13 protein-coding genes are annotated in these 24,053 nt (G+C 68.5%); 2 read left to right on the top strand and 11 right to left on the bottom strand.

Annotated features, from left to right (window positions below):
• Window positions 1-163: 163 nt before the first annotated feature.
• Both ACVW19_RS10870 and ACVW19_RS10875 read right to left on the bottom strand, forming a co-directional pair.
• Window positions 164-550 carry an ankyrin repeat domain-containing protein gene (locus tag ACVW19_RS10870; protein ID WP_457458762.1) on the bottom strand — a complete coding sequence of 129 codons (387 nt, stop codon included), beginning with the start codon at window positions 548-550 and terminating at the stop codon, window positions 164-166.
• A 145-nt stretch (window positions 551-695) separates the two neighbouring features.
• Complete coding sequence (locus tag ACVW19_RS10875) at window positions 696-2,159, bottom strand: catalase (RefSeq protein WP_457458764.1); 1,464 nt, start codon at window positions 2,157-2,159, stop codon at window positions 696-698.
• A gap of 191 nt (window positions 2,160-2,350) precedes the next feature.
• Here ACVW19_RS10875 and ACVW19_RS10880 point away from each other — a divergent pair, with 191 nt between their 5' ends.
• Window positions 2,351-2,764: a Fur family transcriptional regulator gene (locus ACVW19_RS10880; RefSeq protein WP_457458766.1), complete on the top strand. Its 414-nt coding sequence runs from the start codon at window positions 2,351-2,353 to the stop codon at window positions 2,762-2,764.
• A gap of 692 nt (window positions 2,765-3,456) precedes the next feature.
• On the opposite strand, the gene ACVW19_RS10885 is transcribed toward ACVW19_RS10880, so the two are convergent.
• From ACVW19_RS10885 to ACVW19_RS10900, 4 genes are all read right to left on the bottom strand, one after another.
• On the bottom strand, window positions 3,457-3,807 hold the full coding sequence (locus ACVW19_RS10885) for a hypothetical protein (protein ID WP_457458768.1): 351 nt from the start codon (window positions 3,805-3,807) through the stop codon (window positions 3,457-3,459).
• A 10-nt stretch (window positions 3,808-3,817) separates the two neighbouring features.
• Window positions 3,818-10,723, bottom strand: a complete 6,906-nt coding sequence (locus ACVW19_RS10890) for a polymorphic toxin-type HINT domain-containing protein (RefSeq protein ID WP_457458769.1) — start codon at window positions 10,721-10,723, stop codon at window positions 3,818-3,820.
• Between the two features lie 113 nt (window positions 10,724-10,836).
• Complete coding sequence (locus ACVW19_RS10895; protein WP_457458771.1) at window positions 10,837-14,481, bottom strand: LamG domain-containing protein; 3,645 nt, start codon at window positions 14,479-14,481, stop codon at window positions 10,837-10,839.
• 28 nt (window positions 14,482-14,509) lie between these two features.
• Entirely contained in the window at window positions 14,510-15,979 is a 1,470-nt protein-coding gene (locus tag ACVW19_RS10900) for a VCBS repeat-containing protein (RefSeq protein WP_457458773.1), read from the bottom strand.
• 336 nt (window positions 15,980-16,315) lie between these two features.
• Between ACVW19_RS10900 and ACVW19_RS10905 the strand changes: the two genes are divergently transcribed.
• The gene (locus ACVW19_RS10905) at window positions 16,316-16,918 is read left to right on the top strand and encodes an acyltransferase (RefSeq protein WP_457458775.1); all 603 of its coding nucleotides are present in this window, start codon (window positions 16,316-16,318) and stop codon (window positions 16,916-16,918) included.
• Between the two features lie 151 nt (window positions 16,919-17,069).
• Here ACVW19_RS10905 and ACVW19_RS10910 read toward each other — a convergent pair whose 3' ends face one another.
• From ACVW19_RS10910 to ACVW19_RS10930, 5 genes are read right to left on the bottom strand one after another with little or no spacing between them, the layout of a single operon-like run.
• Window positions 17,070-18,353 carry a nucleotide sugar dehydrogenase gene (locus tag ACVW19_RS10910; RefSeq protein WP_457458777.1) on the bottom strand — a complete coding sequence of 428 codons (1,284 nt, stop codon included), beginning with the start codon at window positions 18,351-18,353 and terminating at the stop codon, window positions 17,070-17,072.
• A 9-nt stretch (window positions 18,354-18,362) separates the two neighbouring features.
• Window positions 18,363-19,991, bottom strand: coding sequence for a glycosyltransferase family 2 protein (locus ACVW19_RS10915; protein WP_457458779.1), 1,629 nt, complete (start codon window positions 19,989-19,991; stop codon window positions 18,363-18,365).
• A complete protein-coding gene (locus tag ACVW19_RS10920; protein WP_457458781.1) occupies window positions 19,988-21,571 on the bottom strand; it encodes a glycosyltransferase family 4 protein in 1,584 nt (527 codons plus the stop codon). The genes ACVW19_RS10915 and ACVW19_RS10920 overlap by 4 nt, the downstream gene beginning before the upstream one ends.
• Window positions 21,561-22,538 carry a Gfo/Idh/MocA family protein gene (locus tag ACVW19_RS10925; protein ID WP_457464549.1) on the bottom strand — a complete coding sequence of 326 codons (978 nt, stop codon included), beginning with the start codon at window positions 22,536-22,538 and terminating at the stop codon, window positions 21,561-21,563. The genes ACVW19_RS10920 and ACVW19_RS10925 overlap by 11 nt, the downstream gene beginning before the upstream one ends.
• 44 nt (window positions 22,539-22,582) lie before the next feature.
• Window positions 22,583-23,698 (bottom strand): DegT/DnrJ/EryC1/StrS family aminotransferase, encoded by a 1,116-nt coding sequence (locus ACVW19_RS10930; RefSeq protein WP_457458783.1) that lies wholly within the window; start codon window positions 23,696-23,698, stop codon window positions 22,583-22,585.
• Window positions 23,699-24,053 lie beyond the last annotated feature (355 nt).

The following is a 24,053-nucleotide window of genomic DNA, read 5'->3' on the forward strand; positions in this document are numbered from 1 at the left end:
TCTCTCGAGCCGACCCGCGCCCGGGAGGAAGAGGTTTACGGGGATGTGGCGTCCCGATGGACACGCCGACGGTCCAGGGTACGGGGACGTTCCCCGACCGGTCAAACCGGGCTCGAACGATCGGTGAACACCGTGCCGGACGGGGGCGGCCCCGCCCGGCGGATCAGCTCGTGAGCAGGTGGGCGCGCCCGAACATGGTCGCCGCGACCCGCGCGGTCGGTGTGCCGGAGTCCAGATCCGCACCGGCCTCCCGCAGCACCTCGACCACCTCGTCCGCGCCCTTGAACAGGGCGCCGGCGATGGGCGCCTGGTCCCGGGCGTTGCGCAGGTCGGGGTCGGCGCCGAGCCGGAGCAGAGCCCGCACGGTGTCGGCGTGTCCGTGATAGGCGGCGAGCATCAGCAGGGTGTTGCCGGCCGCGTCGGTCACGTCGACCGGCAGCCCGTGCTCCACGAACCCCGCCAGCTCCTCGGTGCCGCCCTCCCGGGCCAGGTCCATGGCGATGGCCACGACGCGTTCCGTCTGCTCGGGAGTCAGACCGCCCCTGCTCATGTGAATCCCTCCTGATCACGCGGTTGTGCTGGTCATGTCCGTGAGGGCACCGGGCGGCGACGGCGCACGCCCGGGCGCGGGCCACCGAGTGGCCCGCGCCCGGGCGCGGTGCGGCGTGTACCGCGGTTCCCTCGAACGGCGAGGCTCAGAGGTTGCCGGCGGCCAGGGCCTCGATCGCCTTGCGGACGCCTTCGCCGTAGGCCGGGTCGGCCTGGGTGCAGTTGGCGATGTGCCGCTCGACGGTCTGCTCCGAGGCACCGTTGATGGCGCGCGCCGTGTTCTCGAAGAGAACCTTCTGCTGCTCGGGGCTCATCAGGCGGAACAGGTTCCCGGGCTGCTCGAAGTAGTTGTCGTCGTCCTCACGGAAGTTGAACCGGTCGGCGACGGCACCCACGGCCAGGCTCGGCTCGCGGTAGGCCGGCTGGTCGGCCCAGCGGCCGTAGGAGTTGGGCTCGATGCCCGGGGTGGAGCCCTGGTTGCCGTCGACCCGCATGGCACCGTCGCGGTGGTAGGTGTTCACCGGGTTCTTCGCGGCGTTGACCGGGATCTGGTGGTGGTTCACACCGAGGCGGTAGCGCTGGGCGTCACCGTAGGAGAAGAGACGGCCCTGCAGCATCCTGTCGGGCGAGTAGCTGATGCCCGGAACCACGTTCGCCGGGGTGAAGGCGGCCTGCTCGACGTCCGCGAAGTAGTTCGCGGGGTTGCGGTTGAGCTCCCACTCGCCGACCTCGATCAGCGGGTAGTCCTTCTTCGACCAGACCTTGGTGAGGTCGAAGGGGTGGAAGCGGTAGTTCTCCGCGTCGGCCTCCGGCATGACCTGGATGAACAGCTTCCACTTCGGGAAGTCGCCGTTCTCGATCGCCTCGTAGAGGTCGCGCTGGTGGGACTCGCGGTCCTTGCCGACCAGGGCCTCGGCCTCGGCGTCGGTGAGGTTCTTGATGCCCTGCTGGGTGCGGTGGTGGAACTTGACCCAGAACCGCTCGCCCTCGGCGTTGATCAGGCTGTAGGTGTGCGAGCCGAAGCCGTGCATGTGCCGGTACGAGGCGGGGATGCCCCGGTCGGACATCACGATCGTGATCTGGTGCAGGGCCTCGGGGAGGTTGGTCCAGAAGTCCCAGTTGTTCTCCGCGTCGCGGAGGTTGGTGCGCGGGTCGCGCTTCACCGCGCGGTTGAGGTCCGGGAACCTCAGCGGGTCGCGGAAGAAGAAGACCGGGGTGTTGTTCCCGACCAGGTCCCAGTTGCCCTCGTCCGTGTAGAACTTCAGGGCGAAGCCGCGGATGTCGCGCTCGGCGTCGGCCGCGCCGCGCTCACCGGCGACGGTGGAGAACCGGGCGAACATCTCGGTCTTCTTGCCGACCTCGGAGAAGATGTTCGCGCTCGTGTACTGCGTGATGTCGTGGGTCACCGTGAAGGTGCCGAACGCGCCCGAGCCCTTGGCGTGCATCCGGCGCTCCGGGATGACCTCGCGGTCGAAGTGCGCGAGCTTCTCCAGGAACCACACGTCCTGCAGGAGCATCGGACCGCGCGGACCGGCCGTCAGGGAGTTCTGGTTGTCGGCGACCGGCGCGCCGGCAGCCGTGGTCAACGGCTTCTGGTTGTTCTCGGTCAAAGCTCGCTCCTCGGTGTGTGGTTCTTCGGGGGGGGCAAGGCCTGGCGGTCCTGGCCGTCCGAGCGTCCGCGCGAGCCGCTCCGCAGCCCGCATCAGGACCCACCCTATGTTAGACATGGTCTAAGTCAAGGCGACATTCAGAACCATATCTGTTCTTGAGATGGGATCAATCGCTGGTTAGGGTGACGTACATGAGTGATCTCTTGAAGAGGCTTCGGGAACGCGGCTGGCGCCTGACCGCGCAGCGGCGCGTTGTGGCCGAGGTTCTCGGCGGGGACCACATCCATCTGACCGCCGACGAGGTGCACGCGCGCGCGGTGGGGCTGCTGCCCGAGATCTCCCGGGCGACGGTCTACAACACCCTGGGCGAACTGGTGACGCTGGGCGAGCTCGTCGAGGTCTCGACCGACCACCGCGCCACGCGCTACGACCCGAACGCGCACCGGCCCCATCACCACCTGCTCTGCGACCGCTGCGGCGCCCTCCGCGACGTGCACCCGGCGGGCGACCCCCTCTCGGACCTCCCGGAGTCGGAACGCTTCGGATACACGCTCTCCGACGTCGAACTGACCTACCGCGGAACCTGCCCGGACTGCACGGCCTGATCCCGGAGCGGCCATCGCGTCACCTTCGTGACCGCTCGCCGGATGCCCGGCCCGACTCAGCCCGGCGCATCCCGGCGGTCGCAGGTGCCGACCGAGCGAGGACCGCGCCCCCGCCAGCCGTGCGCGCCAAGGCCGTCAGGGGCTACGGGGCCGGCGGGGACTACGGGGCTGACGAAGCCGACACGGCACACCCGGCCGCCCGCCGGCGAAGGCCGCGCACGCGTCTCAGACCGTGTCCGCCATGACGGGACGACGGTTCACGGCACGGAATCCCCTCGACCCGACCGACGACGACCCCGGAGACCCACCCGCATCAGCGGTCGTCCGCCGACGTTGCCGTCAACTACTACCGTCACCCCACACAGAAGCCTCGCCGGACGCACCTGACGGGGCTTAAAGTTTGCCGATGCCACCCAGCGCAGCAGGCATGGTTTCAGGCAGCGAAACCGGGGGCCTGGAGGATGTCGCCGTGCGGAGGCGCTGGGCCTCGATGAAGGCTACCTGGGTCTCATCGCGGAAAGGGGTGGAACGTCGCCGGAGACGCTTCGCCATTTACCTCATAATCACCGAAAACAACGAAACGCCATCGAGCGAGACTATTGTCTGCAAATTCACCCATTATTTTCGCTGGGCAGCCGAGAGGGGTTCGGTCATATTGAATGACCGAACCCCTCAGGCCCAAGTCGCGCGCATCAGCAGCAGTCGATCTCGATGCCGTTCCTGCGGGCGATATCACGGACTCCCGTCACGGCGTCCAGCAATGCGCGCTCCAGTGTCTCCAATTTCGGAACCCTCTGCTCAAACCGCGACTCATTGGCGACGGATTCCCATGCGAGGCGATAGGAATCCTCCAACTCAATAACCGCTTCGACTATGTCGGCGCGCTGGTCGAACGAGAGGCCGACAGCCCCCTGAATTCCCATGCTCAATTGCGCCCGAGCCGAAATGAGGTCACCGACATGCCGAATATGAGCGACTCCAACTTTCTCACTCAGCAGAATTTCAGCAAGCGTGGCATCGTGATGTCTGTCGCGCCGATCCAACTCAATCTCCCTAATTCAGGGTTCTCCGAAGAGCGACCATTCCACGCGCACCTTCTGGAATGTCCACCCCGCCTTCCCTGAGGATGGCAACACAATAGGTTACACAACTATTGTGAATCCCATCGTAAGCACCCAGGTCGGCCCCGATGGTCTTCTGCTGCGCCCTCATTGCAGCCCCCACATTGGGAACTTCAAAGGTCCGTTCAATCACGTTCGGACCAAGAGACCCGGCGCGCGCTCCGGTCGTGGGGAGGCCATTGGGATTACCGGTGCCGTCCCAGTCGGGAATCACCTGCTCGGTTTCCAGTGAAACACCATCTTTTTCCACGCGGATGGTGGCATGTTCCATGTCCTGATCCCAGCGAATAGTCGCCGTTCCATCGCAATTGTGAACCAGAACCGGCGCGGTGCCCGCCAGCACATAGTACGTATGGACATCCTCGACCGTCAGGTCGTGCGTGCGCTGGCGCTTGTCGAAGGGGCGGATGGACGTCAGCTCGATCGAGTCGCCGTCTGCAGTGTGCAGACGCATGCCGGGCTTCAGGTCGCCAGCCTCGATCCACGTCTCCTCCGAGTCGACCCAGAAGGGGTGGGTCGTCGTGGAAGCCAGCTTTTCCTGCTTGCCCGACTTCCCCTTAAACGTGAGGTCGACGAAGTGCTTGTCGTCTTCTGTGACGATCGTGCCGACAACCTGGCGTACGACGGTCTTACCGGCCTTCGGGTCGGTAACCGTGATCTTGTCACCGAGCTTGATCTGCTCGATGGGCTTTTTCTTGCCATTGGCCAGCAGCACCTTGGTGCCAGGCAGGAAGCTGTGCTTCTTGCCCTTCAGGCAACCGTCGTCACCCCCACCCTTCTTGAGGGCGGCCTCCACCTTCTTCCGGGCGTCCGCCAGTTTGTCCATGGCCTTGGCCAGAGACTTGTTGGCCTTGTAGAGGTCTTTCACACCTCCGATCAGGTCCCCGAGCAGGCCGGTCACCCGCTTCGCGAGCTTCGCACCCTTCGCCCAGTTCCACGGCGTCCCGTACTTCGCGAGGATCTTGCCCGCCAGGCCTCCCGCGAAGCTGCCCGCGATGTTGAGAAGGGTCTCGCCGCAGGCTCCGACGTCTCCGCTGGAGATGCAGTCCAGGGCCGCGTCGACGCCGAGGATGTCGCGGACGATCTTGACGAGGGCCTTGCCCGCCGTCTTGATGCGCTGCTTGGCCTGCGTCTGCTGCGCCTTCGCCGCCACGACGTTTTGGGCTGCTCCGTCCTTCTCCGCCTGGGCCTCGGCGACCTCGCCCTTGTCGTGGTAGCTTTTCCCGCCGCAGATGCCCTTGGCGGTGCGTTTGGTGGCGCAGGGCTCCAAGCCGGAGGGGTCGGAGAGGGTGACGGGGGAGTTGTCGGCGTAGGCGTAGCCGTTGATCTGGTGCGGCCTGGTGTAGTCGATGACCGGGTCGACCGAGATGAACTTGCCGAGTTGGGGATCGTACTCTCGGGCTCCCAGGTGCGTGAGCCCCGTCTGTGCGTCGATCGTGCCGCCGACGAAGCCCTTCTCGCCCGGCCAGGTGCCGGTCTTCTCGCCGCGCTGGACGCCGTAGGGGTCGAAGCGCCGCTGGGAGATCGCGCCCGTCGCGGAGTCGATCGCCAGCTCACCCGTGCCGTGGTGGTCCGAGGCGACGAAGGACAGCTTGCCGCCCGTACGCACGGCGACCGTCTGGCCGGCGTACTCGTAGTAGCGCGTGGCCTCCTTCTTGGTGCCGTCGGCCGACAGTTTCAGCTCGGTGCCGGGCAGGTAGACGGTCGTCCCGGAGGAGTCCTTGCGCAGGATCCGGCTGCCGGAGCCGTCGTACAGGTAGCTGGTCTTCGAGCCGTTCGCCTCGGTGACCTCGCGCAGCTTCCCGGTGTCGGTCCAGGCCAGGGACTGCGCGTCGCCGCCGATGGTGCGCTTGGTGGTGTTGCCCGCGTCGTCGTACTCGTACGTCGACTGCCGGTCCCCGGTCGGGGTCTTCTCCACCACCTTGGTGACCTGGTGCGGCCCGTCACCCTGGGCGCCCGCGCCCCCGTACTCGTAGCCGCGGGTGATGTTCTTCGCCGCGTCGAGCCCGGTGTCGTGGATCGTCTCCGAGACACGGTTGCCGATGGCGTCGGTCTCGTACGACTTCCAGTACGGGGCCGGGCCGCCCAGCGCACTCGCTCCGGGTGCCGCTTCGCACGCCTGGGGTCCCGTGCCGTCCACCGGGGCGACCGAACCACGGGTGCCGGTGCCCGCGGCATTGGCGGCGGTGGCCGCCGGGGTCCAGGCAGCCGCCAGGCGCTGGCGGCTGTCGTAGGCGAAGCACTGCATGTCCGGCGACGCGGAGTTCGCCGTGTCCGCGATGGACAGGACGTTGCCTGCCTGGTCGTAGGAGTAGTTCGACTCCTTGGCCGGGGCGGTGGCTCCGTAGACGTCGACCACCGAGCGGGTCAGCCGGTCGGTGCCGGTCTCGTGGTCGAAGGTCTGCCAGACCTTCTTGCCGCTGCCGGCGTACAGCTCCAGCTGCTTGAGGTGGCTGTCCTTGGAGTACACCGTGTCGGTGACGTACGAGGTGGTGCCGGTCATCGACTTCGGACGCTGCAGCGCGTCGTACGTGTAGGTCAGCGCCTCCGCCGGCAGGTCGTCGATGGCGGGCAGGCCGGTGCCCCGGACCGTTCCGTCGCGGTTGTAGGAGGTGGTGAAAACGTAGGTGTCGGCGAGGGAGCCCTGGGAGGCCGGCACCTGGTACGCCGTCTGCAGCGGACGGTAGAACTCGTCCATCGACTGCACGGCGGTCCCGAAGTACTCCGTCGGCGAGACGTAGCTGAGGAAGCCGTAGGCCTGGCCCAGCCAGCCCGCCTTGTCGTACCTGGTCTCGCTCTGCTTGGTGCCGGTGTTCGGGTTGCCCTGCCAGGTGGTGACCACGCGGCTGAGCGCGTCGTAGACGGTGGAGGTCTTCTTGTCCCGGCCGTCGTAGGCGGCGACCGGCCGGTCCAGGTCGTCGTACTCCGTGCGCGAGGTGCCCGAGTCGGGGTCGACCGACTTGGTCTTGCGGCCCAGCTGGTCGTACTCGTACCGCCACACGTTGCCCTTGGCGTCGGTGACCGTCTCCAGCTTGCCGGCCGTGGTGTACGTGTACTTCGTCGAGTCGTACGGCACACCCGCGCCGGGTGCGGAGCCCCGGTAGTGGCGGATCTCGGCGGTGTTGCCCTGTCCGTCGGTGACCGTCGTGGTGGGTACGCCGCCGGTCGGCGGGTCCACATGGGTCAGCTCACCGTCGTACGTCGTCCTGGTGCGCCACTGCTCGGCGCCGCCGACCGCGAAGATCTCGGCGGTGGTCCGGCCCAGTCCGTCGTACTCCAGAAGGCTCTGCGCCCCGACCTCGCCGTTGCGGACGGGCAGCAGCTCGTCGGAGGCGGCGCCGGCCGCGTTGTACGTCGAGTTGGTCTTCCTGATGTTCCCGTTGCCGTCGTAGAACGTGTCGGCGACCATGCGGGTGCCGCCCGGACCCTCGGTCTGGATCTGGCGTGGTCTGAGCAGGCTGTCGTAGAGCTGGTACTCGGCGCCGTACGAGCCGTCGTTCTCGATCTTCTCGGTCTTGATCGAGGTGACCTTGTCCTTGCGGACGTTGTACGAGTACTTGATGCTGGGCGTCTGCTTCGTCTCCCGGTCCGCCAGCCATACGGAGGTCAGGCGGCCCAGCGCGTCGTAGGCGAGGTCGGTGCGCTTGCCGTTGGGATCGGTCTGGCCGGCCGACATGCCCCAGGCCGGGGCGTAGTCCGTGGTGGTGGCGTGCCCGAGGGCGTTGGTGACGACCGTCTTCGTCAGCAGACCGTTGGTCTGGGTGTACTCGCTCTTCGTCGGGTTCTGCTTGGCGTCCTTCTGCAGGGTCGGACGGCCGAACGAGTCGTAGGTCGTGGTGCCGGTGACCTGGTACGTCGGCGTGGTGCCGTTGTGCGCGGTCATCCGCTCGGTCCGGGTCGCGTCACCCTTGGTGGGCGCCGCGCCGAAGGCTCCGTTGTCGTAGGAGGTGCGCTCGTCGGCCAGGACCTGGGTCTTCCGGTCGGGGGTGGCCGAGCACCGGACGGTGACCGCCTCGCTGCGCGCGGGCAGCGAGAGGATGTTCTTCGCGGTGTTGTCCGCGTACGTGGTGCGGGTGCAGGTGTCGTCCTTGGTGGTGGAGACGTCGCCCTGGTCGTCGACCTCCGTGACGCGGCCGGTGCGGTTGCCGGTCTCGTACGTGGTCGTGGACTTCGTCTCGCGCCAGGTTCCGTCGGACTTCAGGTTGAAGCCGCGGCCGGTCTGGGGGCGCACGATCGCCGCTCGGGTGGTGCCCCAGCTCTTGGTCTGGGTGGCGGTGTAGTGCTTCCAGGGGGTGCTGATCGTCTTGGAGATCAGCTTGCCGCCGTCGTAGGTGGCCGCCTCCAGCTGGTGGCCGGTGAACTCCTCCGCGTCGGTGTACGTGGCTCCCGTGGAGTCCTTCACCGTCACCGACCGGGTGCCGCCCGACGGGTCCTTGTCCCCGTCCATGCCCTGCATGTGGGCGTAGTCGATCCGGGTGTCCTGCTTGTCCGAGGTGCCGCTGGTGACGGTGACCTTGCCGTAGCCCTGCCAGCCGCCCCAGGTGAGGTACTTGTCGTCGGTGATGCCGTCCGGCTTCGCCTTACGCCAGGCCGCGTCGCCCTGGTAGGCGTAGCGGGTGACCATCTGGTCGCTGCCGCCGGTCCGGTCGGTCTCGATGACCGCGGAGACGACGTACTTGTGGAACCAGTCGGTGATCGGGTCGATGAAGCCCGGCGGTGCCCACTTCACCGGGTAGCAGCGCTTGGCCGACTCGCCGGGCTTGGGCAGCGACGCCTTGCTGCAGTCGGTGGGCGCGTAGTTGACGTCGAGCTGGGCGCCCGTCTCGCTGAGCACGGCGGAGAGCCGGTAGCGGTGGAAGGGCGCGATGTTGTCGCCGATCGCGTCGACACGGTTGGCGAGCTGCTCACCGAACAGTTCGACGGAGGGGAGTTTGGCTGTGGTGCCGGCCCGGCCCTCGTGGTCGATCTTCGACAGCCACAGGGTCTTGGAGTCGTCGCCGTTGTCGGTGAAGAGGTGGGTGAAGGACCAGGCGTCCACGTCCTGGTAGGTCGTGGCGTCCTTGCGCATCTGCGTGACGACCGACGCCAGCCGCTTGGTGGTGAAGAAGGTCTGCACGGGCGAGGTGCACTTGGTGTCGGCCTTGCACTCCTGGTCGACCGGGACGTCCGGCCAGTGGGAGGCGTTGGCCTTGGTGCGCTTGCTCTCCGCGCAGTCGAAGTCGGAGGTGGGCAGGCAGCGCTCGGCCGGGTTGAAGACGACGCGGGCCGGGGCCTTGGCCGCGTAGACGTTGCCGTCGGTCTGGCCGTAGTCGATCCGCTTGAGGTAGCCGCCGCGGTGGTACGCGGTGCCGTTGACGTCCGTCTTGCCGTTGAGGGCGTAGTGGTTGGTCTCACGCCCGTAGTAGTAGGACATCACGTTGCCGTGGGTGTCCTTGACGTAGTCCAGGCTCCAGCGCCAGGCCTGCTGGCAGTGGGCGCTGGTGAAGGTGGCGTGGTAGCAGGGCTCGCCGGAGTCGTCGCCGAAGACGGGGGCCGTCCAGACGGAGGAGGTCTCCTCGTTCCCGGAGGCCCAGCCCGGCAGGCGGTTCTGCCCGAAGTAGTACTCGGTGCCCTCGGGGGTGGTGATGCGCCAGTGCTCGCCGTCGTTGTCGCCGTTGGTGGCGCCGGTCAGCTTCTCGACCTTGGTGCCGTCGTCGGACGACATGTGCCACTTGCCGGTGGTGTCGTCCTTGACCAGCTCGCCGGACATGCCGTTGAGCATGATGGTGGCGTTGTCGAACGCCCAGCACTGCTCACCGGAGCTGCTGTGGCCGTCCTCGGAGCAGGGCTTGTAGCGACGCTCGATGTATCCCGGGTCGTAGGAGAAGCCCTCGCCCACCCACGAGCCCTGGTTGTTGGTGGCCGCCGTACGGCCGTCGGCCGACTGGGAGGAGTAGCCGAGGCCCACGGTGGGCGTGAGTCCGCCGGGGGTCGGTACCGTGCGCAGCGGGTAGTCCCAGCTGAACGCACCGGAGGAGGTCGCGACGGTCCAACTGGCCGATGGGGACAGTGCCGTGGCCTTGTACGTGCCCTGGGCACCGGACGGGCCCGCGGCGACGGCGACCAGCGAGGTCGCGTCGGCCGCCATGGTGGAGGTGCCCTCGGCGGGGGCCGGGGCGGCGGTCACATCGGCGGAGACCGTGCCGGCCTTCACGTCATTGACCGTCGGCAGCACCTTGGGCTGCTGCGGGCAGTCCTTGCTGCCGGGAGTGGCGACGGCCGCACAGGCGGGGAGCTGCACCAGACGCAGACGGGAGGCGTACGAACCGCCGAAGCCTTCGGCGAACTCGGAGTAGTCGACGGTCAGACGAACCGTGGCGGACGAGTCGCCACCGTCGGCTCGCTCGACGCCGAGGAGCACACCGGCGCCGAGCTTCGCAGCGCGTTCGGGCCGGAGGACGTCGACGCGTACCCTGTCCGGGGTCCGGGCGGCCCGGCCTTTCTCGGTCTTGGCCTTGTCCTTGGCCTCAAGGACCTTCACCGGCAGGCCACCCACTTCGGCGGTGGCCCCCGTGCTCACCTCGGCGCCGCCCTGCCGTGGCCACACCGCCCTGTCGAGCCCCTTGACCGCGGCCTCGCGCGCCGGGTCGGACGGACGGGCTCTGGTCTTCGCGGCGAAGCCCTTGGCGGGGTCGCCGTCCTCCTGGACGCCGGGGCGGCTGGTGCGGCCTCGGGTGCTGTCGTCGGGAACCACCGCTTGGACCGACGACGCGGACAGTGCGAGCGAGAGCCCGAGCACTGTGGCGACGACTGCCGATCTGGGTATACGGCGGCTCGGTGAGCGGCCACGGAAGGACATCGGACGACTCCCTGGTCGGAGGAGAAAGTCATGGAGGGGGGAGGAGCAGGGGAAGGGCGGGTGGCCGGGTCCCGCGACGAACGGGGCCCGGCCACCCGGGAGTCGGTCGGCCGTCACATGTCCGGTACGGCCACCAGCATCGACATCTGCTGGACCGCGATCACGTCCGCGGCCCCGCTGTACACGCGCACCTCGTCGATGGCACCGGCGAAGTACTCGCTCGCCCCGCGCAGCGAACGGCCCACCTGCAGGCCACCGGTGGCGGACCACAGGGTGTCGTCCGTGCCGTAGGCGCCGGCGACGAGCTGGCCCTCGACGTACAGCCGGACCGTGTTGGCGAAGGCGTCGTAGACGACCGCCAGGTGCTGGCCGGAGCCACCGGTGTCGGGAAGTTCCTGATCGTCGGTGAAGGTGACGACCTCGGCGGTGGCGGAGTCGGTCTCCGCGACCGCCAGCTCCCACTGGCCCGTGGCCGCCTGGTAGCGGACCTGGAGCCGGTTGGCGTGGGCGCCCGGCAGCGACAGCACCGTCTGCGACTTCTCCGGGTCCAGCGAGGTGAGCTGGGCGCGGGCGGTCACGGTGAAGCTGGTGTTGCCGGCGACGGGAGCATTGGCGGTGGACGCGTAGTCACCGTCGCCGTCCAGGACGAGGTTGCCATCGCCGACCAGGGCGGCGGTGTCGAACAGCGGGTCGACCGGGCGGTAGACGGAAGCGTTGCCGGCGAGGGACAGTGCCTGGCCTCCACCGGTCTCGGCCGACGAACCGCCCACGGCCTCGTCGAGCTGCCAGTAGCCCTTGCGTTCCGGTTTGACGGTCATCAGCTCGGCGACCTGGCCGGCCGGCAGTACCCGGTCGAAGACGCGGACCTCTGCGAGGTCACCCGTGAAGTGGTCACGGTATCCGCTCTTCGCGGTGGTCCGGCCGATCTGCAGCGGTCCGTACGACTTCCAGGCGGAACGACGCTGCGCGACACCCTTCGAGTCCTTGTTGATGTAGAGCCTCAGCTCCGGGCCGCCGCTCTTCTGGGCGTCGTACACACCGGTCAGCAGCACCCACTGGTCCTTGACCACCGAGACGCCGGTGGCGGCAGCCTTCCATTCGCCCAGCGAGTCCACGTCGTTGACCGGGACGGCGAACTTCCAGGCCTGCGCCGACGCGTCGTAGCCGAGGGTGAAGCCGGGCTCTCCGGTGCCGTCCTGGCTGACGACCGTCATGTCGCGGTCCAGCGCTGTGGGCCGCACCCAGGCGCTGACGCTGAAGCTCGTGGCGGTGTCGAGCACGGACTCGCTCACGTCGAGATACGCCTCGGTGCTTCCGTCGAAACGTGCTGCCGCGTCGACCTTGCCGCCGGGTCCGTCCACGCCGAAGGTGACGGCGCTGCCGGCCGTCGCCGAGAACTCGCCGCTCTCGTCGTGGGCATCGGTGCTGCCCGCCTGTTCGGCGAGGTTCCACTGGGCGACGACCGGCCTGCCCTCACTCACCAGGAACTCGTAGTGCGCCTTGCTGCTCGCGTGCCCCGCCTTGTCGACGGCGACCACGTCGACCCAGTGCCGCCCCGAACGGGTGGGCGCCCACGACACGGAGACGGGTTCGCCCGCCTTGGTGGGAGTGAGCGACTTGGTGGGGCCGACCGTGGTGTCGAAGTCGTAGAGGTACTTGACGACGTCGGTGTCCGGGATGGAGTCGTTCGGGTTGGGAGCGAAGGTGAACGTGCCGTAGGTGCCCACGCCGTCGTGGTAGACGGTGCCGGACGGGTACTCCTTGGAGATCACGCTCGGCTTGCCGGGCCAGGTCTTGTCGAGAATGAACTCACAGCGCTGCGCGGTGTCGCCCGCCGAGCTCCAAGGACCCGGGCCGTCCCCGTCGTCGGCGCGTGCGCTCCAGTAGATGACGGTGTTCTGCGGGATGGACGACTTGACGGTGTGCTCGAATCTGGTGTTGGGCGTGGGGGACAGCCACTCCTTCGTGGTGTAGCTGTAGGACTTCGCCTCCTTGGTGGCGGGGTCCGTCCACTCCACCTTGAACTCGACCTTCACCTTGTCGGTCCGGCCGTTGCCGTGGTCCGGGTCGCTCGCGATGGCCCTGAGCTTCGGGGGCACGTCGGTGTACTCGCGGCCGGCACCCCACTTGCAGATGCCTCCCGGGTCGGTGGACATGTCGGATGTCTTGATCTGCCGCGGCAGGTTGTTGTACTTGATCGACAGGTAGGCGTTGCCGCAGATCCGCTTCCACTCGGCGAACCGGCCCTCATCGGCCGCGCGCAGGCCCAACGTCATCGAGTTCCAGCCGCCCGCGGCGGCCGTCTTGATCTCGCTGGTCAGCTCACCGGTCGCGCCGCTCTCGAAGTGCAGGTTGGCCTGGCTGGAGCAGGAGGTCGGGGAGATCGCCTTGTCGACGGTCCCGATGTGGTCGTCCCAGTCGTCCGAGGTGTTGGACCAGTTGCTGGACGAGGTGATCGAGTAGTTCTTGCCGCCGATGCGGTACAGCCTGATCGGCTCGGCGGTCGGGGAGGCACTGTAGATGTGCTCGACCCGGGCCGAGAAGGTGGCGCCCAGGATCTGCTTCCCCTTGTAGAAGGAGAGCGGCATGGTGAACAGCAGGCGGCGCACGCCGACGCCGTTGCAGGAGACGGGGTTGTAGTCGGTGGGGCACTTGCCGGCACCCGCGCTGCCGGAGTACTTCCAGTCCTGCTCGCCGGGCATCCCCGACATCACTCCGGTCCAGGCGGTCCGGGGGGTGGTCCGCTGGACCGGGTCGATGACGACGGGGAAGACGGTCGTGTCGGCCCTGAGCAGCTTCTGGTCGGGGACGATGCTCAGCTTGTCCCTGCCGATCTCGATTCCCAGCGGCGTGACCCGCCCGCCACCCCCCGGGCCGTCGAGGGCGGCGTCGGGAGCGCCGGGAGCCGCTTCGGTGCCGGCCTCGTCGGCCGCGGCCTTGAGCGCCTTCGTGACCGCGTCGGGGCCCTGCTTCCGCGCGGCGGCCTCCTCGACGGCGGCCGAGTCCCACATGACGGGCTTGCCGGCCTGGAAGACGGTGCCGCCCACCTCGGCGTCCTCGGCGACGATCGCCCCGGAGTCGTTCTCCTCGATCTTCAGGCCCTCGGTCGTCATGCCGAGGTCGAGCCGGGCCAGCTTGGGGTCGGCCGCGGCCTCGGGCGTCCTGACGACGAGAAAATGACCGAACCCGTCGGCCTCCGCCCGGACGGTCAGGTCCACACCGGGCAGAGCGTCCACGTAGGTGGCGGTGCCGCCCTCGACCCGGGGCGCGGGCAGTTCGCCGTACGGCCAGGTCAGCGCAAACTCACGGCCCGCACGACGCATCGTCACGAACGGCTCTCCGGCCTGCCCGGCGGAGAAGGCCAGGTCCACGGTGACCGCCTTCGGCCCCCAACTGCCGTCGGCCCGCTTCACCAGCGTCTCGTCGATGTCGACCCATGCGCCGCCCCGGACGGTGCGGACGGGCTCGGTGTACTCGCGGGCGGTGAAGGTGCCGTCCGGCTCGGCGAAGATCTCCCTGCGCTCGGTGCGCAGCCCCACGACCTCGACCTGCTCACCGCTGTCCTTGGCGGCGGCCACGGCCTGCTGCTCGGTCTGTATCGGCCGGTCGGCGGCGGCCGGCGCCGGATCCTGCGCGGCGGTGCCGCCGCCCGGGAGCAGCGTCAGGCCGCCCGCCAGTACCGCACCGGTGACGGCCGCCGCCACGGCGGCACGCAGCACCGTGCGGCCCCGGACGGACCTGTGTCTGTCTGCGGACACGCGTCCACTCTCCAATCGGGTCATGTCGTCAGTGGACGCTGGCGCCGAAGGCGCTACCGGTGGCGGGGATGCCGCCCTCTCCGGGTTTGAACGTCAGGGTGGGAGTCCCACCGGAAACCACGTCCCACGGGAAGCCGTACACGGCGCGCCCCTCGGACGGGCCGTAGGCGGCCCCTACGAGCAACGAGGGGCCGGAGGCGAGCGACAGACCGGTGAGCATGCGCGGCGCGGGTGTGGACGGGATGCCGTACCCGGGGTCGAGCCACACGTCGGACGCTCCGGGTGCGCCTACCAGCGGAACGATCTGGACACCGCCCTTGTCCATGTGCTCCTCGGAGGAATCCTCGCCGGGCACGCCGATGGCGATCCTTGCCGTCATACCGGTGGACGTGGCGTTGGGGGCGGAGTTGACGGCGGCGAGTCGTCGTCCGAAGAAGTCGCCCGCCTCTGCCTCCTGATCCACGTCGGTGGTGTTCTGGTCGATCCACGCCGTCTCGGTGAAGGTGCCGTTCGCCGCGAGTCGAAAGACCTGAACGGCGCCCGCGTCGACCGTTGTCGACAGGTCCTCGCCCGGAACACCGACTGCGAGCAAGGACTCCACCGTGGAGGTGGCTCCGGAAGCCCGGTACGGGACCATGGCGAGAGCGGTACCGAACTGGTCGCCCACTTCCTCGGTCCCGCTGATGGCATCCTGATCCTGGGCGAGCCCGCCGAGGGGCTTCGGATAGCCGCTGGTGAGCGTGTGGCTGAACCAGGCCGCGCCACCGGCGAAGGTGGTGGTCCCCAGAGCTTCACCGGGCGTGCCGACCGCGAAGTGGGTCGGGGTTGCCGCAAGTGCGGAGCCGAAGCGGTCGTCCTGTTCGACGATGCCGGGCACCGCGCCGCCGGTCGCGGTGTCCTGGTTGATGCAGACAACCGTCGGTGCCGTGCCATGGACGTGGCAGAAGCCGCCGGCGTCCTCCACGGTGCCGATTGACTCACCGGGGATGCCGATCAGCAGGTACGGCGTCCCGCTCGAGGTCTTGCCGGCCGCGACCGCGTAGCCGACCCAGTCGCCGGCCTCCGCGGCGCCTCCCAGCGCCTTGTCGGTGCCTTGGTAGAACTCCTTGGCGGCCCTGCCACCAGCGTTCAGTCCCTTGGTGTTTCCGTAGACCAGGTGCACGGCCCCGGAGTCGACCTCGGTGCCGATGTCCTCGTACGGCGAGCCGATCACGAGGTCGCTGCAGCCGTCGAGGTCCGCGTCGTGGACGGCCAGCGCGTACCCGTACCGATCGCCTGTCTCAGGTGTTCCCGGTATGAACTCGACTGCCTGCGACAAGGTGAGAACGCCCTTGCCGCCGCCGTAGACGACGTGCACCGCACCGGCCTTCCGGACACCGTCGACAGTGGCCTCCGGGTCGGCTATGGCCGTGTCCCGGACACCGTCGCCGTTGAAGTCCGAATCGATCCCGGAGGGGCACGCGACGGCCGCGGCGGCAGGCGTGTCGCCGATACCCACACCCCAGAGCAGTAATGCCCCTGTCAAAACCGTGGCAGCACCGCGCCACCAGACGTTCCCCACCCTTGACACGGTTCCCCCGCGAGCGAAAAAGAGTTTTGCGGTCGAGTGATCATTTCTTCACTTGGCGTGCACACGCAACACTTCCGTTCAACGCCCGGGAAGTGATGCTGGTCACACCTGCCACGCCTGTCGCACCGAAACGCCGCATAACCCGCACATACCGGCCGACGGCAACGGAAACAGCGGAGTGCCCGTCACTGGCCTCACCGCGACAGCCGCCAACCCCGCCGCCGTATGCTCACCGGGCTGAGTGAGACAGCGGAAGGCGGAGAAGTGAACTACAGGGTCCAGCCCAGCGCACAGGTCGACGAGAGCGCCGAGATCGGCGTGGGAAGCAGCGTGTGGGACCTCGCGCAGATCCGCGAGGGGGCACGCCTGGGAGAGGGCTGTGTGATCGGTCGCGGTGCGTACGTCGGCTCGGGTGTGCGGATGGGCGACAACTGCAAGGTGCAGAACTACGCCCTCGTCTACGAGCCGGCCGAGCTCGGTGACGGTGTGTTCATCGGGCCCGCCGTGGTTCTCACCAACGACCACAATCCGCGTTCCGTGACCCCCGAGGGCAAGCAGAAGCGCGGCGGCGACTGGGAGGCGGTGGGGGTGAGCATCGCCGACGGGGCCTCGATCGGCGCACGGTCCGTGTGCGTCGCGCCGGTGCGTGTCGGTCGCTGGGCCATGGTCGCAGCCGGTGCTGTGGTCACCAAGGACATACCCGACTTCGCCCTCGTGGTCGGCGTACCCGCCCGTCAGGTGGGCTGGGTGGGCAGAGCCGGGGTGCGTCTGGTGGAGCGGGAGGCCGAGCCCGGGGTGTGGGAGTGCCCCGAGAGCGGCAGCCTGTACGACGAGAAGGACGGCACGCTCACCGAGCGCGACGCCTGACCGGCACTGTGACGTGAAAAGCGTGAGCACTTTTCGTCGAAGTGCTCACGCTTTTCACGGAGTGTCCGCCCGGGCGCGCACCGCAGGACGGATGTGCCGGCGGGATCCCGTGTTCACAGGCCGGGTCCCACCGGTCGTCCGATATCGCGGCTCAGCCGCCGATGACCACCCTGCGGACGCCCTTCCAGGCTTCCGGGTCGGTCGTACGGCGTCCGTCGACCAGGACCGTGACGTCCGGTAGATCGGCGGGGGTGAGCTCGCGGTACTCGGCGTGGTCGGCCTGGAGGACGGCCGCGGCGACCTTCTCGCCGTCGTGCGGCGTCAGGCCCAGCGCCAGCAGTTCCTCGGACGTGTACATCGGGTCGGAGACGTACGGCACGGCGCCGCGCGCCCTGAGTGCCTCCACGGTCGGGAAGACGCCCGAGAACGCGGTCTCCTTCACTCCCCCGCGGTAGGCCGCGCCCAGCACCAGGACGTTCACGCCGGTCAGGTCCCCGTATGCGGCTGCCAGCAGGTCGACGGCGTACTCGGGCATCGCGGCGTTCGCCTCGCGGGCGGAACGCACGACGGTGGCGGCCGGGTCGTTCCACAGGTACATCCGCGGGTAGATCGGGATGCAGTGGCCGCCGACGGCGATGCCCGGCTGGTGGATGTGGCTGTAGGGCTGCGAGTTGCAGGCCTCGATGACCTTCTTGACGTCGATGCCGTTGCAGTCGGCGAAACGCGCGAACTGGTTGGCGAGGCCGATGTTGACGTCGCGATAGGTGGTCTCGGCGAGCTTGGCGAGCTCGGACGCCTCCGCCGTGCCGAGGTCCCAGACCCCGTTCGGACGGGGCAGGTCGTCGCGGGCGTCGAAGTCGAGGACCGCCTCGTAGAAATCCACGCCGCGGGCGGTCGATGCCTCGTCGATGCCGCCGACCAGCTTCGGGTAGCGGCGCAGGTCGGCGAAGACCCTGCCGGTGAGGACGCGTTCGGGTGAGAAGACCAGGTGAAAGTCCTCGCCCGCCGTCAGCCCCGAGTTCTCGGCGAGCATCGGCGCCCAGCGGGTCCGGGTGGTGCCGACCGGCAGCGTGGTCTCGTACGAGACGAGCGTGCCGGGCTTGAGCCCCTTGGCGATCGCCTTGGTTGCGGCATCCATCCAGCCGAAGTCCGGCACGCCGTCGGCGTCGACGAACAGCGGGACGACCACGACCACGGCCTCCGACCCGGCGACGGCGGCCGTGGTGTCCGTCGTCGCGCTCAGCAGCCCGGCACCGACGACCTCCTTCAGCTTCACGTCGAGGTCGTGCTCACCCGGGAACGGTTCCGTTCCCGCGTTGACGAGATCGACGACCTTCTCGTTGACGTCCGCGCCGATGACCCGGTGGCCCTTGGAAGCGAACTGCACGGCAAGGGGAAGCCCGATCTTGCCGAGCGCTACTACACAGATGTTCATGGGGAGTGGCTACTTCCTTTTGGAGCCGCGGGCAAGAGTGGCCTGTATCCGGGAGACCAGTGACTTCTTCGGCGGGAACATCTGCGCCGTGGCTATCACCACGCGCCCCTTGTCGTTGATCAGGGCGGCGGCCCGGTAGGGGTCCTCGTAGCGTCCCCACCGGCGGGCCAACGGCATGGGCTTGCCCGTGCCGCGTACGGGTATCTCGTATGTCGACCCGGCGACGTCCACGTAGATCCGGACGCCCAGTTTGACTTTGCGTCGCTCCAGCGGGACCCGGGCGTGCAGCACCGTGGCGGTGCCGTCCTCGGTGGATTCCGTAGTGAAGTCGCCCACCGGTTCCGGGAGGGAGCGCCCGCTCGGCAGTTTCCTGGCTCCGGGCTTGTCCGCCTTCTCGGGCATCGCCCCGTGGACCAGTCGAAGGACGGCGCTGTCCACGTCACCGAGAACGGGCACCCTGACCGATGCCGTGTAGGCGAGCCCCTCGCCCTCCTGCTCCCACCCCGAGGCGAGCAGTTCGCTGCCCTTGGCGAGTCGGCCGGGGACCGCCTCCCCGACGAGTTCGTAGCACCGGTCGGGCACACCGATCCGGGGGTCGCGGAAGCCCGGATAGCGGGCGTAGGCGCGGTCCCCCTCGACGACGAACGGCGGCGCTCCGTGCTTCTTCTCGGCGGTGATCGCCTCACACAGCTCATCGATCGCGCCGGCCCGGGCCAGGCTGATCCGCACGCGCCGCTTGACGTCCATGGCGTCCCGGATGCCGTCCGTGAGGTAGGCGTCGGCGAGCCGCGCGATGCCCGCGCAGAGATCGCGCTGGAGTTCACGGTCCAGGGCGGGGAAGTCGTCCCGGACGAGCTTGGCCAGTTCCCAGGTGAAGTGCCGGCGCAGGACGGCGTCCCGCTCCGGGCCCTTGTCGATGAGGGCGGCGGTGAAGTCCATGATCTCCGCCGTGCACCGCAACCGGGCCAGGTGGTCGGCCCGGTAGGTGATGTTGCCGGCGTCACCCCGCTTCACCGCGTAGTAGCAGGTGTAGTCCGCCACCACCGATATCTTCCGCGCGCGCACGCACGCCTCGATGGTGAACGGCTGATCGCTGCCCACGGGCAACTGCTCGGGGAAACGCAGCTCGTGCTGTTCGACCAGGTCGCGCCGGAACAGCTTGGTGTTGGCCAGGGTCCACGGCAACGCCGAGCCAGTGAGGCCGATGTCCGGGTCGCTCTTCTTGTACAACGCCTGATGGACGTATCGGCCGTTCGTCCCGACCATTTTGCCGACCACGACGTCCGAGCCGTGCTCATCGGCGTAGGCCACCATGCGCTCCAAGGCCTCTTCACCGAGGTGGTCGTCGGAGCCGACGAAGTAGACGTACCGGCCGGTGGCGATGTCCAGCGCCCGGTTGCTGGGTGCCGCCGGCCCCCCGGAGTTCTCCTGGTGGATCACCTTGACGGTGTTCGGGTACCGCTCGGCGAAGCGGTCGAGTTCGGCGCCGCTGTCGTCGGTGGAACCGTCGTCGACCGCGACGATCTCCAGCCGGTCCCGCCCGATGCTCTGTCCCACCAGGGAGTTCAGGCACTCCGTGAGGTAGGGCATCGTGTTGTAGACGGCGACGATCACGCTGACGTCGGGTACGCCCTTCATGCCTGTGCCTCCGCCTCTCCGCGTTCGGCCAGGGGCCGGTTCCCCTGGTCGTCCAGCAGCCGCTCGTAGACGGCGTCCAGCCGCTCGGCCTGCGCCTCCCAGGTCCACTGGTCGAGGAGCCCCGGCACGTCGTACGCGGCGCGGTACCGCTCGGCATCACCCAGCACGGACTTCACGGCGCGGATGTAGTCCTCCAGGTCCTCGGCCCGGAACACCTCGCCCTGACCGGTCTGTTCGACCATCGCGCCCATCGTCTTCACATCACTGACCACCAGCGGCAGCCGGGCATGGGAGTACTCGAAGAACTTGGTGATGAGGGCGATCTCGTGGTTCGGCCAGTGATGGATCGGGATGACCCCGATGTCGGCCGTCGCGAGGAAACGCGCCACCTGGTAATGCGGCACGTACGGCAGGATGTGCAGCCGGTCGCCGGCTCCCAACTCCTCCGCGCGCGCCCGCAGGGTCTTCATGTAGTCCGACTTGGTGTTGAGTACGACGAACGCCGTGTGCACTTCAGGGAGGTGCGGCAGGGACTCGACCATGATGTCGAGACCGCGCTGCGGGGAGGCGGAACCGCTGTACACGGTGAGCGGCACATCGTCCGCGACGCCGCACAACCCCCTTAGATCCGGCACGGGTTCGGCGGCCTGATCCGGCGATATTTCCCCATCGGGGGCGTTGAGCACGATGCCGGGACGTTCAGCCAGCCCGTGCTGTTCCTGAAGCATCCCGGCGAGGGTGTCCGACACCGTCACCACCGCGTCGGCGTACCGGGCGTACTCCCTCTCGTGCGCGCACTGGGCGATGTGCCAACGGGGATGCGGGTCCCACGGCTTGATACCGGGCAGGAACTCGTGGGCGTCCCAGACGAGTTTGACGTCCCGGCCCTTGGCCCGGGCGCGCAGCGTGGCTCGGGCGGCCACACCGAGCATCCGGAAGTCATTGGCGTGGAGGAGATCAGGCTTCAGCTCGTCGATGACCTTCCCGTACGCCAACTCGAAGTCCCACAGGTGCGGGTCGAGCCTGCGCCAGGCGCGGTCGCCCATGGTCTTCCGCCAGAAGGCGGTGGTGAAGCGGTCCAGCGCCGAGTCCATGTTCTTGCGCCGCTTCTCGAGCGCCTGGGTCTTGCGGCACCGGAGGCCGACCCACGAGTGCAGCAGCCGGGAGGCCAGCCTGGGACCCAGCAGCCGCAGCCGACCGACCGCCGAGCCCTGCTGCCGGGCGAGGATCAGCCGGACGTTGAGGTCGGCCCGCCAGGCCTTGACCTTCTGACGGCGGTACGACGCCAGCGGCCCGGGCCGGTAGGCCAGCGGGGAGCGCAGCACCGCCCGCCGGTACTCGTGACGTCGGCGGAACAGCGGCCCGGGCACGGGCAGCAGCCGGACCTCGGCATCCCCGATCTGCCAGCTCTGTTCCTTCTTGCCCTTGGCCCTGCCCAGCAGGACGACGTCCCATCCCGCGTCGGCCGCCGAGCGGGCTTCCTTTTGTACGCGCGAGTCGCCGTTGACCCCGTTGTCGACGAGCATCAGGATCCGCCCGCGCGCGGACCGGGCGGTCTCCGTGCGGTTCTCAGCTGGCATGTGTGGTCTGGTCCTCCGGCAGAAGCGAAACGCTGCGGTTGTCCAACGCGGATTCGAGTACCGCGGCCGCGACCTCCACGGTCCGCAGGCCCTGGCGGAGCGTGCAGATGTCGGCGGGCTCACCGAGTACCGCATCCCGGAAGAGTTCGTGCTCGACGAGAAGCGGCTCGCGCTTGGGAATGGCGTAACGGATCATGTCGCCCTCGGCAACACCGCGGAAGGCCTGCAGGGCCTCCCACTCGGTGGCCACGGCGGAGTTGGAGTGGAAGGTCAGGTCTGCGGTGAGGGTGTCGGCGATGAAGCAGCCGCGCTCACCGGTGACCGAGGTGAAGCGCTCCTTGAGCGGACTCAGCCAGTTGACCAGGTGGTTGACCATGGTGCCGTCATCGAGGCGGCCGACCGCGGAGACCATGTCCTCGTGCTCTCGGCCGCTCTTGGAGATGGTGTGCGCGGCGATGGAGACGTATTCACGGCCGGTGACCCATCCGGTCAGGTCGATGTCGTGGGTGGCCAGGTCCTTGACGACACCGACATCCGCTATGCGGTGCGGAAAGGGTCCCTGACGGCGGGTGACGACCTGGAAGACCTCACCGAGTTCACCCGCCTCCAGGCGGGCCCGCAGGGAACGCAGCGCGGGATTGCACCGCTCGATGTGGCCGACACCGGCCACCAGACCACGCGTCTCGAAGGCCTCGACCAGGCGGCGCGCCCCGGCCACCGTGTCGGCGACCGGCTTCTCGATCAGCGCGCAGACGCCGGCTGCGGCGAGCTGCAGGCCGACCTCCTCGTGCAGGGCCGTGGGGCAGGCCACCACCGCGTAGTCGATGCCCAGGTCGATGAGTTCCTCGACGGTGACCAGGACGGGTGCGCCCTGCGCGGCACCGTTCTTGTCTCCCATCGGGTCGACGACCCCGACGAAGTCGACACCCTCCAGACCGGACAGGATGCGGGCGTGGTGACGCCCCATGGAACCGAGGCCGACGAGTCCGGCCCGCAGGCGTCTTCCGGTGCTCACTCCTGCTCCCCCCACGTGTTCACGGCGGCCACGATGCGTTCCAGGTCCCGCGCGGACAGGCCCGGGTGGACGGGCAGCGAGACGACCTCGGCTGCCGCGCGCTCCGTCTCCGGCAGGTCCCAGCCGCGGCCGGCCTTCTGGTCCGGTTCCCAGTACGGCTTCAGCCGGTGGATGGGCGTCGGGTAGTACACGGCATTGCCGATACCCGCCTCAGTGAGGCAGGCCATGGCGGCGTCCCGGTCGCCCCGGATCCGCACGGTGTACTGGTGGTACACGTGCCGGGCGCCCTCGGCGACCCGCGGCGTGACCACATGCGGCGTGGTGATGTGGTCCGTGAGGAAGGTGGCGTTGGCGATGCGCCGCTGGGTCCAACCTGCGAGCTTGGTGCGCTGGACCCGGCCGATCGCTGCGGCCACGTCCGTCATCCGCATGTTGGCGCCCACGATCTCGTTGGCGTAACGCTGTTCCATGCCCTGGTTGCGCAGCAGACGCAAGGTACGGGCGACCTCCGCGTCAGCGGTGCTGACCATGCCCCCTTCAAGGCTGTGCATGTTCTTGGTCGGGTAGAAGCTGAACGTTCCGGCGTTGCCGAACGCCCCGACCGGCGTGCCGTGCAGCGCGGCCGCGTGGGCCTGGCAGGCGTCCTCGACGACGGCCAGCCCGTACCGGTTCGCGATAGCCATGATCCGGTCCATGGCGGCCGGGTGACCGTACAGGTGGACCGGCATGATCGCGGCGGTGCGCGGAGTGAGGGCCGCCTCGACAGCCGCCGGGTCGAGGCAGAAGCTGTCGGGTTCGATGTCGGCGAAGACCACGTCGGCGCCGACGAGCCGTACGGCGTTGGCGGAGGCGGCGAAGGAGAAGGACGGCACGATGACCTCGTCCCCCGGTCCGAGCCCCAGAGCAAGCAGCGCCAGGTGCAGCGCGGAGGTACCGGAATTGACCGCGACGCAGTGCCGCCCGCCGACGATCTCGGAGAACTCCTCCTCAAAGGCGGCCACCTCCGGGCCCTGTACGACCCTGCCGCTGCGCAGCACGCGCACTGCGGCCTCGATCTCCTCCTCGTCAATGACAGGCCTGGCAGCCGGTATCAACCCCTGGGCGTCGGTCATCGACGTCCCCCTCCTTGTTCGGCGACCTCGGCGGCACGCCACGACGTGGACCGGGAAGGGATCGGCCCCGCACCGAGAGCCGTCCATGCCCGTGTCTTCGTAATTTCGCAGGCTTCTGTCGACGGCGAACGGTTTCCGTGTGGGCTCCGCCCTCCGGAGAGCCATGGACGGAAGGCAGGCACCGTCCGCTCGGAAGAAGGTTCGGTCTCAGCAGTCGGCTGCGGTCCACGACGCGCGCAAGATCAACGGCCGAGACCGCGATCACGTTACCAGTACATGTGTAGGAATTTTCCGCAGAGTTACCACAGAGAAATATTGAGTTGGTCAAGGAGAGACCACATGCGGCACACAGAGT

Source organism: Streptomyces sp. TE5632 (genome assembly GCF_054061295.1).